This window comes from Pseudomonas sp. HS6, assembly GCF_023375815.1.
In the GTDB taxonomy this organism is placed as follows: Bacteria; Pseudomonadota; Gammaproteobacteria; order Pseudomonadales; family Pseudomonadaceae; genus Aquipseudomonas.
In genome coordinates, this window is sequence record NZ_CP067412.1 from 2016991 (window position 1) to 2033408 (window position 16418).

General features: G+C 60.2%; 13 protein-coding genes. 8 read left to right on the forward strand and 5 right to left on the reverse strand.

Going from position 1 to position 16418, the window contains the following annotated elements:
- Nucleotides 1-43: 43 nt before the first annotated feature.
- The 3 genes from JJN09_RS09300 to JJN09_RS09310 form a co-directional block, all read right to left on the reverse strand.
- Nucleotides 44-3718, reverse strand: a complete 3675-nt coding sequence (locus tag JJN09_RS09300; protein WP_249486986.1) for a translocation/assembly module TamB domain-containing protein — start codon at nucleotides 3716-3718, stop codon at nucleotides 44-46.
- Entirely contained in the window at nucleotides 3715-5442 is a 1728-nt protein-coding gene (locus JJN09_RS09305; protein ID WP_249486987.1) for an autotransporter assembly complex family protein, read from the reverse strand. Before JJN09_RS09305 ends, JJN09_RS09300 begins: the two co-directional genes overlap by 4 nt.
- A gap of 66 nt (nucleotides 5443-5508) precedes the next feature.
- Nucleotides 5509-6159, reverse strand: a complete 651-nt coding sequence (locus JJN09_RS09310; protein WP_085732178.1) for an N-acetyltransferase — start codon at nucleotides 6157-6159, stop codon at nucleotides 5509-5511.
- Here JJN09_RS09310 and JJN09_RS09315 point away from each other — a divergent pair.
- From JJN09_RS09315 to JJN09_RS09325, 3 genes are all read left to right on the forward strand, one after another.
- The gene (locus JJN09_RS09315; protein WP_249486989.1) at nucleotides 6158-6460 is read left to right on the forward strand and encodes a hypothetical protein; all 303 of its coding nucleotides are present in this window, start codon (nucleotides 6158-6160) and stop codon (nucleotides 6458-6460) included. The genes JJN09_RS09310 and JJN09_RS09315 overlap by 2 nt on opposite strands.
- 28 nt (nucleotides 6461-6488) lie before the next feature.
- Nucleotides 6489-7301 carry an exodeoxyribonuclease III gene (xthA, locus tag JJN09_RS09320; protein WP_249486990.1) on the forward strand — a complete coding sequence of 271 codons (813 nt, stop codon included), beginning with the start codon at nucleotides 6489-6491 and terminating at the stop codon, nucleotides 7299-7301.
- A 115-nt stretch (nucleotides 7302-7416) separates the two neighbouring features.
- Entirely contained in the window at nucleotides 7417-8751 is a 1335-nt protein-coding gene (locus JJN09_RS09325; protein ID WP_249490783.1) for a substrate-binding domain-containing protein, read from the forward strand.
- Between the two features lie 152 nt (nucleotides 8752-8903).
- Here the strand turns inward: JJN09_RS09325 and JJN09_RS09330 are convergent, their stop codons facing one another.
- Nucleotides 8904-10133, reverse strand: coding sequence for an acyl-CoA dehydrogenase (locus tag JJN09_RS09330; protein WP_249486992.1), 1230 nt, complete (start codon nucleotides 10131-10133; stop codon nucleotides 8904-8906).
- Nucleotides 10134-10323: 190 nt separating this feature from the next.
- On the opposite strand from JJN09_RS09330, the gene JJN09_RS09335 reads away from it, so the two are divergent.
- The 5 genes from JJN09_RS09335 (at nucleotide 10324) to JJN09_RS09355 (ending at nucleotide 14539) form a co-directional block, all read left to right on the forward strand.
- The gene (locus JJN09_RS09335; RefSeq protein WP_011334997.1) at nucleotides 10324-11268 is read left to right on the forward strand and encodes a LysR family transcriptional regulator; all 945 of its coding nucleotides are present in this window, start codon (nucleotides 10324-10326) and stop codon (nucleotides 11266-11268) included.
- A 55-nt stretch (nucleotides 11269-11323) separates the two neighbouring features.
- A complete protein-coding gene (locus JJN09_RS09340; RefSeq protein WP_007951507.1) occupies nucleotides 11324-11725 on the forward strand; it encodes a MerR family DNA-binding transcriptional regulator in 402 nt (133 codons plus the stop codon).
- 29 nt (nucleotides 11726-11754) lie between these two features.
- A complete protein-coding gene (locus JJN09_RS09345) occupies nucleotides 11755-12654 on the forward strand; it encodes a hydroxymethylglutaryl-CoA lyase (RefSeq protein WP_249486994.1) in 900 nt (299 codons plus the stop codon).
- A 1072-nt stretch (nucleotides 12655-13726) separates the two neighbouring features.
- A complete protein-coding gene (locus JJN09_RS09350; RefSeq protein ID WP_096822297.1) occupies nucleotides 13727-14092 on the forward strand; it encodes a DUF6124 family protein in 366 nt (121 codons plus the stop codon).
- An 87-nt stretch (nucleotides 14093-14179) separates the two neighbouring features.
- A complete protein-coding gene (locus JJN09_RS09355; RefSeq protein WP_249486996.1) occupies nucleotides 14180-14539 on the forward strand; it encodes a DUF6124 family protein in 360 nt (119 codons plus the stop codon).
- Between the two features lie 99 nt (nucleotides 14540-14638).
- Here JJN09_RS09355 and JJN09_RS09360 read toward each other — a convergent pair whose 3' ends face one another.
- Complete coding sequence (locus JJN09_RS09360; protein ID WP_249486998.1) at nucleotides 14639-16336, reverse strand: AMP-binding protein; 1698 nt, start codon at nucleotides 16334-16336, stop codon at nucleotides 14639-14641.
- Between the last annotated feature and the right edge of the window lie 82 nt (nucleotides 16337-16418).

Sequence of the window (16418 nt, forward strand, 5' to 3'; positions counted from 1 at the left end):
AGCCGGATCGTGGTGACACGATCCGGCTCTGTAGGAACGCGGTCTAGAAATCCCGCTTGTAGAAGATGTCCAGCGAACTGGCCACGCCGCTGGCGGCTTCGAGGTAGACCTTCTTGCTCAGCTTGTAGCGCAAGGCGATGGTGTTGGCCGGTTCGAACACCCCGACGCCGTAACGCAGGCTGAGTTTCTCGGAGATATTGCCGCTGGCCACCACGCTGGTGGTGTTGCCGCTGCCCTGGGTGTCGAGCTGGAAATCCTGAATCCCCAGGTCCTTGGCCAGACCGCTGGTGACCCCGGAACTGCCCATCAGGCCCAGACCGAGCGCCGCTTGCGCAAGCATGTTGTTGTCCTCGCCGGTGGTGCTCAGCGGACGCCCCAACACCAGATAAGACAACGCCTGCTCCTGGCTCATCGCCGGCTCGGAGAAGATCTGCGTGGTCGGCTGCTCGGCGCTGCCACTCAGGCGAATACCGGCGATCACGTCGTCAGTCTGGCGGATCGCCTCGATGTCCAGATACGGCTGATCGATCGGCCCGGCAAACAGCAGACGCGCGCGGCGCACTGTCAGGCGCTGGCCGTAGGCGCGGTATTTGCCGTCGTTGAGCCACAGCTCGCCACGGGTGTCCAGGTTGTCGCCGATGTGCACGTGACCTTGCAGATTGGCGGTCAGGCCGAATCCGGCAAAGCTCAGCTTGTCCTCACCGACCACCACGTCAATGTCCATCTTCATGGCCATCGGCGGTTTGCCCTCTTCGGTCTGCGCACCGACGATGATCGTGTCATCGGAGACTTTCACCGTCGATGGCGGCAATTCGCGCACGGTGATTTCGCCTCTGGGCACCAGCACCTTGCCGGCAATCGCCAGTTCATCGCCGGCCATGGAAATCTTCAGGTCCGGTGCCACTTCAAGCTTGGCATAGGGTTCGACGGTCACCGGCAATTGCGTGCCCTTGAGCGCCAGATCCACAGCCAGCGCCTGGCCCCAGGCGACATTACCGCTGAGGCTGCCCTGCCCGGCCTTGCCGCTTTTCCAGCCGCCGTTCAGTTGCACGGTTTCCCCGGCGATCACCGCTTGCAGTTGCAGCGCCTGCAACTCCAGCGGCAGTTCCGGGCCAGACACTTCGCCGTCACTGAGTTGCACAGTGCCGTTGACCAGCGGCGCGAGCAGACCGCCGGAAATCGTGCCGCTGCCGTTCAGGCGTCCGGTGAGTTTCTCGACCATCGGCACAAACGGCCGCGCCACCGACAGGTCCAGCCCGCTGAGGCGAAACGAGCCATTCAGCGGTTTGCTCTTCGGCAGCGGATTGAGCTGGGCCTGCACCATCAGTTCACCGAGCTTGCCGCCGACGAAATTGAGGTCTGTGTCGATGCGCTTGGGCGTGAGTTTGCTGGTGAGCTTGAGGGTCTGGTACGGGAAGTCCAGCCACTGATCCTTCTCCTTCATGCGCAAGGTCCCGCCGCTCGCGTCGACGCTGATCTGGCCGTTCGGGCCGCTGGCCGGCAGGTCCAGTTGCAGGTCGGCATTGAGCTTGCCTTGCCAGGCGAAATCCTTGGGCAGCCATTGCGCCAGGCTTTCGATCGGGAATTGCTTGAGGTGGTAGCGCAGCTTCGGCTCCGGCATCAAGCGCTGGTCTTCGCCGCACAGGCTGGCATTGCCGGACATCCAGCAATGGGCGCCGAAGTTGATCTTGCCGTCGGCCAGACGTTCGAGTTTGGCCGGGTTTTGCAGCTTCCAGTCCTGACCGCCGGCCTGAATGTCGCCGCTGGCCAGACGCCCGCGCCAGTTGCCTTTGTCCAGAGTGCCGTCCAGGCCCAGCGCCAGTTTCAGCTTCGGTCCGAGCAGGTCGAGATTGAGTTTCTGGCTTTTGATGTCGCCCTGAGCGCTGGCGGTCAGGGTGCCCAGTGACGTGTCGCCGGCCTGAATGCCGCTGCCCTTCAGGTCGATTTTCGCCCGTTGCGCGCCGTCGAGGGTGGCGTCGAGGTTAAGGCTTTGCAGGCGATTGTCCTGGAACACCAGTTGCGAGCCTTGCAGGTCGAGCTTGCCTTGCGGCGCTTTCAACGTACCGGCGACATCGACCCGACCGTTGATCTGCCCGCGTAGCTGCGGCCAGAGCTGGGCCAGACGCGGCAGCTTGATATCGATCTGCCCGGTGAGTTTCTGTTGCAGGCTGCCCTTGCCGTTGATGCTGTTGTCGCCGAGACGGATTTGCAGGGCATTGAGATTCCACTGTTCGCCGGCGCCGTCAGCCTTGGCCTGGAGCACCGCCGGTTGCCCGCGCAGTTTGCCTTTGAGGTCGAGGTCGGCGTTGAGGCTCAGGCGCTCGTTCTTCATTTCGCCTGTGCTTTTCAATGGTCCGGCCAATGTGCCCGGCAATTCCGCCATCCAGTACGCCGGGTTGAGCGCGGACAGCTCCAGCGCCGTATCCCACGCAACACCGTCGGCGAACTGCACATTCACATGCCCTTCGGCCTTGCCCTGCCCCGCTTCGAGTTTGAATTGCGGCAGGAAGATCTGCTTGAGGTTGCCACTGAATGGACTGCTCAGGCTAAACGCCCCGGCCGGACCATCCAGTGCAGCGGCGAAATTGCCGAGGTATTGGCCGTCGGTGTAGGAGACTTCGCCGTTGAACGTGCGCAAGGCAACTTGTGGCTCGTCGATCTCGGAATAGAGCCGATGCCACGGAAAATCCTGCCAGTTGATGTTGGCCTGGGCGCTGAGGCCTTTGCTCCAGTCGACATTGCCGGTGAGCTGGAGGCTTTGTTTGTCATTGGCGGTCAGGTCGAGGCCGGCGATTTGCGCACCCTTGGCGTCGACCTTGCCTTTGAGCAACAACGCCACCGGGCCTTTATCCGCTGGCAGCGTCGCATTGCCGAGCAATTGGTAACCGTTTTTCAGGTCGCCTTCGCCGGTCAATACCAGTTGATTGAGTTGCAGGGTGTCCGGCAGATCCGCGCTCGGCTTGAACGCCTCCGAAGTGATGCGCACCTTGGCCGGCAGGTTTTCCGCCAGCGGTTGCAACTCGCCGCTCAACTGGCCGTCGAGGTAGCCACGGCTGTCGGCGTGCAGGTTGAGGGTCTTGAGCAGATCGCCATCGACTTTGAGTGCCAGTGTCCATGGGCCGGTGCCCGGAGACGGCAGGGTCAGATCGCCGGCGATGTTCAGCGGCCAATTGCCGGTCGGTTGCAGCAGGCCGGACAGATTCAGGCTCAGGTCGTCGCGTTGCAGTTTTACACTGTCGATCTGCATGCCCTTGGCGGTCCAGTGCGCCGCCAGTTGCAGGCCTTTCAACTCTTCGCTGCCGTTGAACAACAGGCTGCCGACCTGCACGTCACCCAACTCGATGGCCACCGGCAATTGCAGATCTGGCAACTTGATCGGGCCGCTGTCGCTGGTTTCCTCGCCGGGCGGGAATTGCAGGCTGACCGTATCGGCCTTGAACTGCTCGATGCACAGCGTCATGCGCGTCAGGCACAGCGGTGACCATTCGAAGATCGGCTTGCTCAGCTCGACGCGACTGCTGTCCTGCTGCCACAACAGGTGATCGGCACTCCACTGCCCGCCGAGACGACCCTGGAAGTTGTCGACGCTCAAACCTGGAACCAGCCCCAGCACCCAACGGCTGCCGGCCTGCGTTCCGAGCACAACGGTAATGCTCAATACGATCAGCAGCACCAGCGACAACAGCGCCAGTGCCGACATTTTCAAACCACGCTTCACAGCTCAGGCCCCATGGAAAAGTGCAGCCGGATGCCGCCATCGTCGTCCAACGCATGGGCCAGGTCGAGGCGGATCGGCCCCACCGGCGAGACCCAGCGCACACCGATACCGACCCCGGTCTTGAGGTTCGGCAGTTCGAGTTTGTTGAAGGAGTTGCCCTGGTCGACGAAGGTCGCGATCCGCCACTTCTCGGCGATCGAGTATTGATATTCGACGCTGCCGGCAATCATGTAGCGCCCGCCGATGCGGTCGCCCTCGGCGTTTTCCGGGGACAGGCTCTGATAGTCGTAGCCACGCACGCTCTGATCGCCACCGGCGAAGAAGCGCAGCGACGGCGGTATGGATTTGTAACCGTTGGTGGCGCTGCCGCCGACCTGCACCCGACCGAGGAAACGGTGATTGTCGAACACCGTGGTCAAGCCTTTGATCAGGGCGGTGCCATATAAAAGGTTGGTGTCCGAAGCCAGACCTTCCTTGGCCACCTTGGACTCAAATGTCAGGCGATAACCATTGTGCGGGTCGATGCGGTTGTCGCTCTTGAGGTAGGAATAACTGATGCCGGGCATCAGCAAGGTGCTCAGACCGGAGTCATCGCCCAGTTGGTATTCCTCGCGCTGCCACTTCAGCGAGATCACGCGCTGCCAGCCACTCGGCAACTTGCTGTGCCATTCCGGGCCGAAAGTCAGCAGCTTGCTCAAGGTGTCGGAACCGTCGATGTCCTCGTATTGATAACCGCCGGCCCAGCGCAGTTTGTCGGTCAGCGGCGGATCCAGCGGAATGTCGTAGAACAGGCCGACGTTCTGCCGTGGCGCCGAGAGTTCGGCTTCCCAACCGTAACTGTCGCCTTGCGGGTTGACCCAATGGCGGGTCCAATTGGCCTTGATGCGCGGGCCTACGTCGGTGGAATAACCGAGACCGAGGCCCATGGTGCGCGGTTTGCGGGTTTCGAGTTTGACGTCCACCGGGATCACGTCGTTTTTCGCGGCGGTCGGCGCGGCGTCGACCCGCACGCCTTCAAAATAACCGCTCGATTGCAGGTCACGATTGAGCTCGGCGATCAGTTCCGAGTCGTACGGGTCGCCGGCCTTGAACGGCACCATGCGTTGCAGCAGGTCTTCGTCGAACGGCGTGTCGCCTGCGAAACTGACGTTGCCCAGCGCATAACGCGGGCCGCTTTCGTAGATCAATTCAACATCGGCGACACCGGCGCGGGGATCGACCATCAATTTCTGGCTGGTGAAACGGCCACTGAAGAAGCCATAGCGCGATGCCTGATTCTGGATCAAACGCTTGGCGTCTTCGTAACGACCATGGTTGAGTACCGCGCCGGGCTTGAGCACGTCGCTTTTCGGTACACGAAAGGCTTTGAGGGAGGCGGCCGGGCCGTCGACACGCACGGTGACATTGCGCAGGCGAATCGGCTCGCCGGGATCGATGTTCAGCACCAGGCGCGGTTTTTCGCCGCCCTTCACGTCACTCTCGATGTGCGGCTGGTAGTAGCCCAAAGCCTGGGCGGCCTTGCGCGCCTGCTCTTCGGCGCCGCGACTGAAGCGCTGCAAGGCTTCTTCGTCACGATCGCCGAGGCTGCCGATATAGCCTTCTATATTGGCCTTGAGTTCATCGTTGGACGGTTTAATCCGCACATCCAATTCACTTTGCGCCAGCGCCGCGCAGCTGGTTAACAGCATGAGCACGCCACTGGTAAATCTTCCTGGAAACTTCATAGGCGCGGATGCTATCACGGGCTTGGGAGCGTGATAGAACAGGAAATTTCCCAAAAAGTTCGATGGTTATCCCGTTGCAGTTTGTAACACCTGCGGGTTGGCATGGAAAAACACGTGCTCGCGCACCGGTCCGACAGCGACTTCGCCGATTTCCTCATAGCCCTGACGCTTGTAAAACTCCAGGTAACGCGGGTTGCCGGTGTCGAGGATTACGCCTTGGGAGCTTTCGTCCACCGCGCACCAGTTGTGCACCGCTTGCAACAATTGTTCGCCGAAGTGTTTGCCCTGAAATTGTGGATGCACACCCAGCAGCGGCAGCATGTGCACCGAATCGGTCGGCACGCAGGCCTCAACGGCGGCGTGATATTCCAGATAGCGCCGGGTGCAGCGAAAACCGGTGCTCAACACCATGCGCAAACGCCAGGCCCAACTCTCGGTGACACCCAGACGCCGTTGCGGCGGCGCGATCAGGGCGATGCCGATCAAGCGGTCGTTGACCAACAGGCCGATGGCCGGCAGATCCTGGAGAAAATGCTGTTTGACCAGTTCCCGCACCGTGGCGCGAACCCGTTGTTCATAACCCGGACGCTCGGCCTCGAACAGATAAGCGAAAGTCGGCTCGTGACGATAGGCCTGATAAAGAAGGGATCGTGCTTCACGGGAATAGCCGCGGTCGAGCATGTGGATGTCGGCGATGGCGGTCGAGGTTTCAGGCATGACGGTGATTCTCCCCGGGGCGCGCTCGGATGGCGGCGCTCTTGTTGGTACGAACCTTTTGGTGATGGCACAGTTCCCCACAGGTATAGACCAACCAGAGATCTTCATCGACTGGTCGGGCCTCATCGCTGGCAAGCCAAGCTCCCACAGGTATTTTTTGCGTAACCGAATTTTGTGGACGAACGGGAAACCTGTGGGAGCCTGGCTTGCCAGCGATGGGGCCATTAAAGGCAGCGCACATCTGACAGACCTGAATCAATCTGCTTACCTCACGCTGGCCCAGATCCTACATGTCAGCTAGCATCGCCCTTTTGCCAGGACTGCCGACCATGAAGATCGTTTCCTTCAACATCAACGGACTGCGGGCCCGCCCGCATCAGCTGGCGGCGCTGATCGAAAAGCATCAGCCGGACGTAATCGGCCTGCAGGAAACCAAGGTCCACGACGACCAGTTCCCGCTGGAAGAAGTGCGGGCCCTGGGTTATCACGTGTATTTCCATGGCCAGAAAGGCCATTACGGCGTCGCCCTGCTCTCGCGCCAGGAGCCGATTGCCGTGCACAAAGGCTTCGCCACCGATGAAGAAGACGCTCAGCGACGCTTTATCTGGGGCACTTTCGCCGACGCCAACGGCGTGCCGGTGACAATCATGAACGGCTATTTCCCACAGGGTGAAAGCCGCGACCATCCGACCAAATTCCCGGCCAAGCAGCGTTTCTACAGCGATCTGCAAGCACTGCTGGAAAGCCAGTTCAACAATGAACAGCCGCTGGTGGTGATGGGCGACGTGAACATTTCCCCGGAAGACTGCGACATCGGCATCGGCCCGGACAACATGAAGCGCTGGCTGAAAACCGGCAAATGCAGCTTCCTGCCGGAAGAACGCGAGTGGATGGCCCGCCTGAAAAACTGGGGCCTGACCGACAGTTTCCGTCACCTGAACCCGGACGTCGCCGACACGTTCAGCTGGTTCGACTACCGCAGCCGCGGGTTTGAAGACGAGCCGAAGCGTGGTCTGCGGATCGACGTGATCCTGGCGTCCCATGGCTTGCTGCCACGGGTGAAAGCGGCCGGCGTGGACTATGAACTGCGCGGGATGGAAAAGCCTTCGGACCATGCGCCGATCTGGCTTGAATTGAGCTGACCCGCTTGAAGCAGAAGATCACAGCCAGCGGTTGTGATCTTCTGTCCTGTCATCTTTCAGCAACCTCACTGACTTAATCTCCCCGGCAATCCCCTTGGCTGCATTCGGTGCCGGCATGACCCTGCGCGTTCTTTTCGTCTTTCTCCTGAGTGCCTGGCTGCAGGTTTCGGCCGCTGCATTGCCCATTCCCGAGAACGGCCCGGTCTTGCGTATCCAGGGTTCCAACACCATTGGCGCGGCTCTCGGCCCGGCGCTGGTGGAAGGCCTGCTCAAAGAACAGGGACTGTTGAAAGTCCACAGCGAAACCCCGGACACCGCCAACGAACAACGAATCGTCGGCCTGACCGCCCAGGGCAACCGGGTCGTGGTGGAAATCGCCGCCCACGGTTCCAGCACCGGTTTCACAGCACTCAAAAGCAACAGCGCCGATCTGGCCGCTTCTTCCCGCCCGATCAAGGACAGCGAACTCGCCAGCCTGCAATCGCTCGGCGACCTGAAAAGCCCCGGTGCCGAACAAGTCATCGCCATCGATGGCCTGGCGATCATTCTTCACCCCGCCAATCCGCTGAATCAGTTGAACACCGATCAGCTGGCGCGGATCTTCAGCGGCGAGGCCAAGACGTGGGAAGAGCTCGGCGGCAAGGGTGGGACGATTCATCTTTATGCGCGGGATGATCAGTCCGGCACCTACGACACGTTCAAGGAACTTGTCCTCAGCCGTCGTGGGAAAACCCTGAATAATTCGGCGAAACGTTTCGAGTCGAGCGAGCAATTGTCCGACGCCGTGAGCGCCGACCCACAAGGCATCGGCTTTATCGGCCTGCCCTATGTGCGTCAGGCCAAAGCCGTGGCGATTGTCGACGGACAATCCCTGGCGATGTTACCGCTGGCCAGTCTGATTGCCACGGAAGACTATCCACTGTCTCGGCGCTTGTTTTTCTATTTACCGCCCGACAATCAGAATCCGTGGGCGCAAGCGCTGGTGGACTTTGCGCAAAGCCGCCAGGGCCAGGCGCTTGTCGCGGCCAACGGTTTTATCGCTCAGACCGTGCACGCCATCTCGGTCACGCCGAATGCGCTGATGCCCGAGGGTTATCAATCCCTCAGCCGCCATGCCCAGCGTCTGACCGTGAACTTCCGTTTCGAAGAAGGCAGCGCCAGCCTCGACAACAAGGCCCGCCAGGATCTGGCCCGGGTGTTCGACTATATAAAGCACCACGACAAGACCGACCGCGCGGTAACACTGGTGGGATTCGGCGATGCCAAGGACGACCCGGCCCGGGCGGATTTGCTGTCGAAGCTGCGGGCGATGGCGGTACGGCGGGAACTGGTGAAAAACGGCGTCGTGTTGCGCGAGGTGCGCGGGTTTGGCGCGCTGATGCCGGTGGCGACCAACAGCGGGGATGAAGGCAGGATCAAGAATCGGCGGGTTGAGGTTTGGGTTTACTGAACCTGGTGTTGATGCGTTGCAGGCAGTGACGCCATCACGGGCAAGCCCGCTCCCACAGGTTTTTCTGGTGTTCACGACAATGCGTTCACCGGAGATCCCTGTGGGAGCGGGCTTGCCCCGGGCGGCGCTCCGACGATGCTGGCGACGCGGTCTTAATGACCGCTGCGCAGCATTTCCTTCGGCACGTATTTGCCGATCTCGAACTTGCCGATCGCCGCGCGGTGCACTTCGTCCGGGCCGTCGGCCAGGCGCAGGGTGCGCTGCATGGCGTACATGTAGGCCAGCGGGAAATCGTTCGAGACCCCTGCCCCGCCATGGATCTGGATCGCCCGGTCGATCACCCGCAACGCGACGTTCGGTGCAACGACCTTGATCTGCGCGATCTCGCTCTTGGCGACCTTGTTACCCACGGTGTCCATCATGTACGCCGCTTTCAGGGTCAGCAGGCGCGCCATGTCGATTTCCATCCGCGAGTCGGCGATCTTGTCGACGTTACCGCCCAGACGTGCCAGCGGCTTGCCGAATGCGGCACGGCTCACCGAACGTTTGCACATCAGTTCCAGTGCGCGCTCGGCCATGCCGACCGAACGCATACAGTGGTGAATCCGGCCCGGGCCAAGGCGACCTTGAGCAATTTCGAAGCCGCGTCCTTCACCGAGCAGGACGTTTTCGTACGGCACCCGTACGTTATCGAACAGCACTTCGGCGTGACCGTGCGGTGCGTCGTCGTAACCGAACACCGGCAGCGGGCGGACGATTTTTACGCCAGGGGTGTCGACCGGCACCAGGATCATCGAGTGCTGGGCGTGGCGCGGGGCGTCAGGGTTGCTCAGACCCATGAAGATCAGGATCTTGCAGCGTGGATCGCAGGCGCCCGAGGTCCACCACTTCTTGCCGTTGATCACCCACTCGTCACCATCACGCACAGCACGGGCGGCCATGTTGGTGGCGTCGGAGGACGCAACGTCCGGTTCGGTCATGGCGAACGCCGAGCGGATCTCGCCGCGCAGCAGCGGTTCGAGCCAGCGCTGTTTCTGTTCTTCGTTGGCGTAACGCACCAGCACTTCCATGTTGCCGGTGTCCGGTGCCGAGCAATTGAACGGCTCGGGACCGAGCAGCGAGCGGCCCATGATTTCTGCCAAAGGCGCGTATTCGAGATTGGTCAGGCCGGCGCCGAGCTCTGACTCAGGCAGAAACAAATTCCACAGACCTTCGGCTTTTGCCTTGGCCTTGAGCTCTTCCATGATTGCGGTCGGCTGCCAGCGGTCGCCCTCGGCAACCTGCCGTTCGAACACGGCTTCGGCCGGGTAAACGTAAGTGTCCATGAACGCGGTCACGCGCTCACGCAGTTCCTGAACCTTGGGCGAATAAGCGAAATCCATGAGCAATTACCTTCTTTGGCAGAGGTTGTTTAAGTCATGCAATCGATGCTAGAACAGCGCTGATAATTTACCTAGCCTATTCTCGGCGTGTATAAACATTCATCACCGATATATGATTGATTGATTTTCCTGGCCGCACTGACCCGCGCCATCCATCTACAACAAGCATCTATAACAAGAGAGCCGCGTAATGAATCTGAGCAAGGTCGACCTCAACCTTTTCATCGTCTTCGACGCGATCTACACCGAAGCCAACCTGACCCGCGCCGGGCAGATTGTCGGCATCACCCAGCCAGCGGTGTCCAACGCATTGGCGCGGTTGCGCGAGACCTTCAACGACCCGCTCTTCGTACGCACGGCTCAGGGCATGGTGCCGACGCCCATGGCGCAGAACATCATCGGCCCGGTACGCAACGCGCTGTCGCTGCTGCGGGTGTCGGTTCAGGAAAGCCGCATTTTCAACCCTTCGCAAGCGGTCAAGACCTACCGCATCAGCATGACCGACTTAACCGAAGCGGTGATTCTGCCGCCGCTGTTCCAGCGCCTGCGTCGCTTGGCGCCGACGGTGATCATCGAGAGCTTCCTGTCCAAACGCCGGGAGACCACCAAGGAACTGGCCGCCGGACGTCTCGACTTTGCCGTGGATGCGCCGCTCAACACCGACCCGCAGGTGCGCCACGTCAAGCTGATGGAAGACCGTTACGTCTGCGCGATGCGCAAGGGCCACCCGCTGGCGACCAAGGAAAAGTTCACCCTCGACGATTACCTGTCGCTGACCCACATTCATATTTCCAGCCGGCGCAGTGGCCTGGGCCATGTCGATCTGGCGCTGGGCAAAATGGGCATCCAGCGCAAGATCGCCCTGCGCTCGCAGCACTATCTGATGGCGTCCCAGGTGTTGCAGCAGACCGACATGGTGATGACCGTGCCGGAGCGTTTCGCCCGTCGCCATGACCTGCATGCGTTCAATCTGCCGGTCAACGATGTACCGCCGGTGGAAACCCATTTGTACTGGCACGAAAGCACCGACCAGGACCCGGCCAACCGCTGGATGCGCGAGCAGATGATCGAGCTGTGCCAACAAGTGACAGCGCACGAGAAGAAGCTCGACAAGCTGCAGGCGCCCGCCACTTGACGTAAACGTCAACCTGCCATTAGCTTAGCGCCAAGACCTTATTTCGAGCGCTTTCATGAGCAGCCAGACCTACAGCATTTCCGACCTCGCCCGCGAGCTGGACATCACCACCCGGGCGATCCGATTCTATGAAGAACAAGGCCTGCTCAGCCCCGAGCGCCGAGGCCAGGAACGCATCTATTCGCCGCGCGACAAGGTCAGCCTGAAGCTGATCCTGCGGGGCAAGCGCATCGGTTTTTCCCTGGCCGAATGCCGCGAGCTGATCGAGCTCTACGACCCCTCCAGCGGTAACACCAAACAACTCAACAGCATGCTGGCGAAAATCAGCGAACGCCGGGAACAGCTCGAACAGCAACTGCTGGACATCGAACAGATGAAGCTGGAACTCGACACCGCCGAAGAACGCTGCGTGCAGGCGCTGGAGCAGACGCTCAAGAGTCAGCAAGTCGCGCAGTAGCCTCCCGACAATTACAACAGGTCAACGCCATGTCCCTCCCCTCCCAAGTACGCCTGATCGAAGTCGGCCCGCGTGACGGCCTGCAGAACGAAGCCCAGCCCATCAGCGTCGCCGACAAGGTGCAACTGGTCGACGCGCTGAGCGCCGCCGGCCTCGGCTATATAGAAGTCGGCAGTTTCGTTTCGCCCAAGTGGGTGCCGCAGATGGCCGGTTCCGCCGACGTGTTTGCGCAGATCCAGCGCAAGCCCGGCGTGACCTACGGCGCACTGGCGCCGAACCTGCGCGGTTTTGAAGATGCGCTGGCGGCCGGGGTCAAGGAAGTCGCGGTGTTTGCGGCTGCGTCGGAAGCGTTCTCGCAGCGCAACATCAATTGCTCGATCAGCGAAAGCCTCGCGCGGTTCGCGCCGATCATGGAATCGGCGAAACAGCACGGCGTTACCGTGCGCGGTTACGTGTCCTGCGTGTTGGGCTGCCCTTATGAAGGCGAGGTCGCGCCGGAACAAGTGGCCATGGTCGCCCGCGAGCTATACGCGATGGGCTGCTACGAAGTGTCGCTGGGCGACACCATCGGCACCGGCACCGCTGGCGCCACCCGCCGGCTGTTCGAAGTGGTTTCGAAGCAGGTGCCGCGAGACAAACTCGCCGGCCACTTCCACGACACCTACGGCCAGGCCATGGCCAACATCTACGCCAGCCTGCTGGAAGGCATCGCGGTGTTCGACAGCTCGATCGCCGGCCTCGGCGGCTGCCCGTACGCCAAGGGCGCCAGCGGTAACGTCGCCACCGAAGACGTGGTGTACCTGCTCAACGGTCTGGGCATCGAGACCGGCATCGACCTCGACGCCTTGATTGCCGCCGGCCAGCAGATCAGTGCCGTGCTGGGTCGCCCAACCGGTTCGCGCGTGGCCAAGGCCCGTAGCGCACAGTGAGGGCGAAGGTGTTACCGCTGTGTCCGAAACGTGGGCATAGACGAGTAACACGGAAACAAATTGTCTGGTTTTGCCTGAAGGAAAAATCCTTCAAAAATCTCAAACCCTTGATTTACAAGGGTTTTGAAAAGTTGGCACGGCTTCTGCTATCTCTATGGCATAACAAGAATAAAAAGCAGCAAACCAATAAAAATAAGACGTACCGACTCTGACATAACAAAAACAACACGGCAGAGACGCAGCTAACAGATTTTTTTGGAGAAGGTGTGCTTTTCAGGGTATTCCTCGGAATGACCCGCAACCGGGCAGAGAACAATAAAACTACCTTCAGGTAGCTCCCGAATCGGTTGGATCGCTAGACGAGAAAGCAGATCAGCGCTCAAAAAAATACGTTTGCTCTTGACTCCGGATGGGGGTCGCCAAAAACAGCGGTAAAGGGCCACGGTTGCCAAAAACAACAACAGACCGACCCTCAATAATAAAAAAGAGCACGCGACGACAAAATTAAAGGGGAGCTTCGGCTCCCCTTTGTGCTGTCTGGCGTTCTGAAATTGTCCGCGACTGATCTCCTCCCCCATCTCGATTTTCCGACAAGCGCTCACTCGGCAAGATATCAGTGAGGCAATTGATCCCGTGCCTCAACATCCAGCCCCCCACATACAAGTAATCCCAACAAAAACACGGAGGGTTCACGGCTTTCGCTATGTATAAACACGACGCCGCATGCGCGTTTAAAGTACACGAACCGTTACGCCATAAGGGCTACAACACCTTGCGTCGTTGCCTACGCGTACGCCAGAATCCGCCGGCTTACGCGGCTATGGGGTGGGCTATATCGTTTCCCTGTCACTGAAAAACAGTGATCGGGTTTGGTAGCCCGTCTGTAATAGCTGTATGGCAACACCGTATGCAGTCCCTTTTTTGGGCTCTGTTTTATGGTGGTCATGCGTGGGGCTCATTCGTGAGCGCCGGGTTCCTATTGCAGCCGGTCTACCAACCCGCGTATGGCCACCACCCATCGTTTGGTAGCGTGGGTGATGGCTCCTTGAGATCTGCGATAGGAGTTACACGTATGTTCAAAGCCACACCCAACCCGCCAGAAACCGATTCAATCCCCTACGACGCCGCACTCGAAGCCGAAAACATAAAAACGGCAACCGAGCGGGCGATCAATCATTACCTCGATCCTGGGGCGCAGAAGACGTCCAAGCCCTCGCGCAAGCCCGGCAAGATCTATCTGGTCAATCCAACGGTGGATGACGAAACGCTGCTGGTCGAAGCGTGCGAAACGCTGTCGTCGGCCAGTGACATGGCCCGGGATATTGGCGACACCGTCGATCCGTCACAGCGCAAAGCGATGCAGATACTGCAGCAGGTCATCATGCTGAGTGAGCTGCTGGTCAATCGTGTGCTGGATAACCACCACGTCTCGCGGTAGTTGCCGCCTCGGTGAGGGGCTTGTCCCCTCACCGCTTGGCCGCCATCTATAACAATCCTTAAGCGACTCTTTCCGGAGTTCCAGCTGATGTCCCAGACCGTCATTCCACCGTTAGAAGATCCGGTGTCCCCGTACGAATTTCCCGATTCAAGAAAACTCCACGACGCGGCCGAACGCGCCCTCGACTATTACTTGACCCCCGCAGCCAAGATCATGGCCACGCCCTACACCCCAAACGACATGTTCATGGTCAACCCGCAAACCGACACGGAGGCCTTGCTGGCCAACGCCTGCGAGTCCCTCGCGTCAGCCACGGTCATGCTCGGTGACTTTGCCGGCCTGCTGGAAGGGCCGAACCGCAAGACCCTGCTGGGCATTGCTCAAGTGGTGATGTTGGGCGAGTTGGCGGTGAATCAGGCGTTGGAAAATGTAGAGGTAAAGCAATAAGCGCCGCTTTCGAAGCCAGGGTCCGCGCCCTGGCTTCGAAGGCTCTGATGGATATAGAAAGTTGAAACTGTGGGAGCAACGCCCCCACAGATCCGCTTTTCAGCCCTCGTTACTGCGCAACTCCTCGATACTGATCTCGCGCATCCGGAATTTCTGGATCTTGCCCGTTACCGTCATCGGAAACTCCTCGACGAATTTGAAATGACGCGGCGTCTTGAAGTGGGCGATGCGTTCCTTGCACCACGCTTGCAGCTCTTGTTCGGTGGCGCTGTGGCCGGGATGGAATTTGATCCAGGCGACGATTTCCTCGCCGTAACGCGAGCAGGGAATGCCGATCACCTGTACGTCCGCCACCGCCGGGTGAGTGAAGAAGAACTCTTCCAGTTCACGCGGGTAAATGTTCTCGCCGCCACGGATGATCATGTCCTTGTTACGGCCGGCGATGCACACGTAACCCTCGTCGTTCATGCTTGCCAGGTCGCCGGTGTGCATCCAGCCCGCCGCGTCGATGGCTTCGGCGGTGGCATTTTGGTTGTTCCAGTAGCCGAGCATCACGCTGTAACCACGAGTACAGAGTTCACCGATGGTGCCGCGTGGTACCGGGTTGCCGGCCTCGTCGATGATTTTGCTTTCGAGTTGTGGCTGGGTGCGGCCGACAGTGGTCACGCGCAGTTCCAGTTCGTCCGATGGCCCGGTCTGCAGGGACACGGGACTGGTTTCGGTCATGCCGTAGGCGATCTGTACTTCGCTCATGTGCATTTCGCTGATGACCCGGCGCATCACTTCGATTGGGCAAGTCGCGCCAGCCATGATCCCGGTGCGCAGGGTCGACAGGTCGAATTCGGCGCGTTGTGGCTGATCGAGCATGGCGATGAACATGGTCGGTACGCCGTACAGCGCGGTGGCCTTTTCATCGGCGACGGTGCTCAGGGTCAGCAGCGGATCGAAGGCATCGTTGGGATAAATCATCGTGCTGCCGTGGGTGATACAGCCGAGGTTGCCCATGACCATGCCGAAGCAGTGATACAGCGGAACCGGGATCACCAGGCGATCAACAGCCGTCAGGCCAAGGCTTTCGCCGACCATGTAACCGTTGTTGAGGATGTTGTAGTGACTGAGGGTCGCGCCCTTGGGGAAACCGGTGGTGCCGGAGGTGTACTGGATGTTGACGGGCTGATCGAAGTGCAGGCTGTCGCTGCGTTCACGCAATTGTTCTGGAGAGACACTGGCGGCCAGATCTGCCAGTTGCGACCACGGCAGAAAACCCGAAGGCGGCTTCGAATCTAGGCTGATCAACCCACGCAGCTCCGGCAGGCGCTCGCTGCGCAGTTCGCCGATGGATTGCTCGGCCAGTTCCGGCAGCAAGCCTTGCAACATGCCGTGGTAGTTGGAGCTCTTGAACGCCCCTGCGCAGACCAGCCATTGGCAACCGGATTGCTTGAGCACGTATTCCAGTTCCGAGCTGCGGTAGGCCGGGTTGATGTTGACCAGGATCACGCCGATCTTCGCGGTGGCGAACTGCGTGATGCACCACTGCGCGCAGTTCGGTGCCCAGATGCCGAGCCGGTCGCCGGCCTGCAAACCCAACGCCAGCAGAGCTCTGGCATGCACGTCCACCGCGTCGGCCAGTTGCCGCCAGGTGTAACGCAGCTGCTGATGGCGCACCACCAGCGCCTCGCCGTCCGGGTACTGCGCGACGGTCTCCTCGAACTTCTGCCCGATGGTCATCGCCAGCAAGGCTTTGCTCTGGGAACCACGGGTGTAGCTGCGCTGCGGGCTTGCACTGGGTTGATCCATGACGACCCCTATTGTCTTTATTAGTGGGTGTTGGACCGGAGCGATGACAGCTCCGACCGTTCAGAACTGGCCCTACTCTCGC

What these genes read in the sequence shown, in the direction of transcription:
- JJN09_RS09350 (WP_096822297.1), top strand. Translation starts at nt 13,727, where the DNA reads ATGTTCAAAGCCACACCCAACCCGCCAGAAACCGATTCAATCCCCTAC.
- JJN09_RS09305 (WP_249486987.1), bottom strand. Translation starts at nt 5,442, where the DNA reads ATGAAGTTTCCAGGAAGATTTACCAGTGGCGTGCTCATGCTGTTAACC.
- JJN09_RS09315 (WP_249486989.1), top strand. Translation starts at nt 6,158, where the DNA reads ATGACGGTGATTCTCCCCGGGGCGCGCTCGGATGGCGGCGCTCTTGTT.
- JJN09_RS09360 (WP_249486998.1), bottom strand. Translation starts at nt 16,336, where the DNA reads ATGGATCAACCCAGTGCAAGCCCGCAGCGCAGCTACACCCGTGGTTCC.
- xthA (WP_249486990.1), top strand. Translation starts at nt 6,489, where the DNA reads ATGAAGATCGTTTCCTTCAACATCAACGGACTGCGGGCCCGCCCGCAT.
- JJN09_RS09325 (WP_249490783.1), top strand. Translation starts at nt 7,417, where the DNA reads ATGACCCTGCGCGTTCTTTTCGTCTTTCTCCTGAGTGCCTGGCTGCAG.
- JJN09_RS09345 (WP_249486994.1), top strand. Translation starts at nt 11,755, where the DNA reads ATGTCCCTCCCCTCCCAAGTACGCCTGATCGAAGTCGGCCCGCGTGAC.
- JJN09_RS09340 (WP_007951507.1), top strand. Translation starts at nt 11,324, where the DNA reads ATGAGCAGCCAGACCTACAGCATTTCCGACCTCGCCCGCGAGCTGGAC.
- JJN09_RS09335 (WP_011334997.1), top strand. Translation starts at nt 10,324, where the DNA reads ATGAATCTGAGCAAGGTCGACCTCAACCTTTTCATCGTCTTCGACGCG.
- JJN09_RS09310 (WP_085732178.1), bottom strand. Translation starts at nt 6,159, where the DNA reads ATGCCTGAAACCTCGACCGCCATCGCCGACATCCACATGCTCGACCGC.
- JJN09_RS09330 (WP_249486992.1), bottom strand. Translation starts at nt 10,133, where the DNA reads ATGGATTTCGCTTATTCGCCCAAGGTTCAGGAACTGCGTGAGCGCGTG.
- JJN09_RS09355 (WP_249486996.1), top strand. Translation starts at nt 14,180, where the DNA reads ATGTCCCAGACCGTCATTCCACCGTTAGAAGATCCGGTGTCCCCGTAC.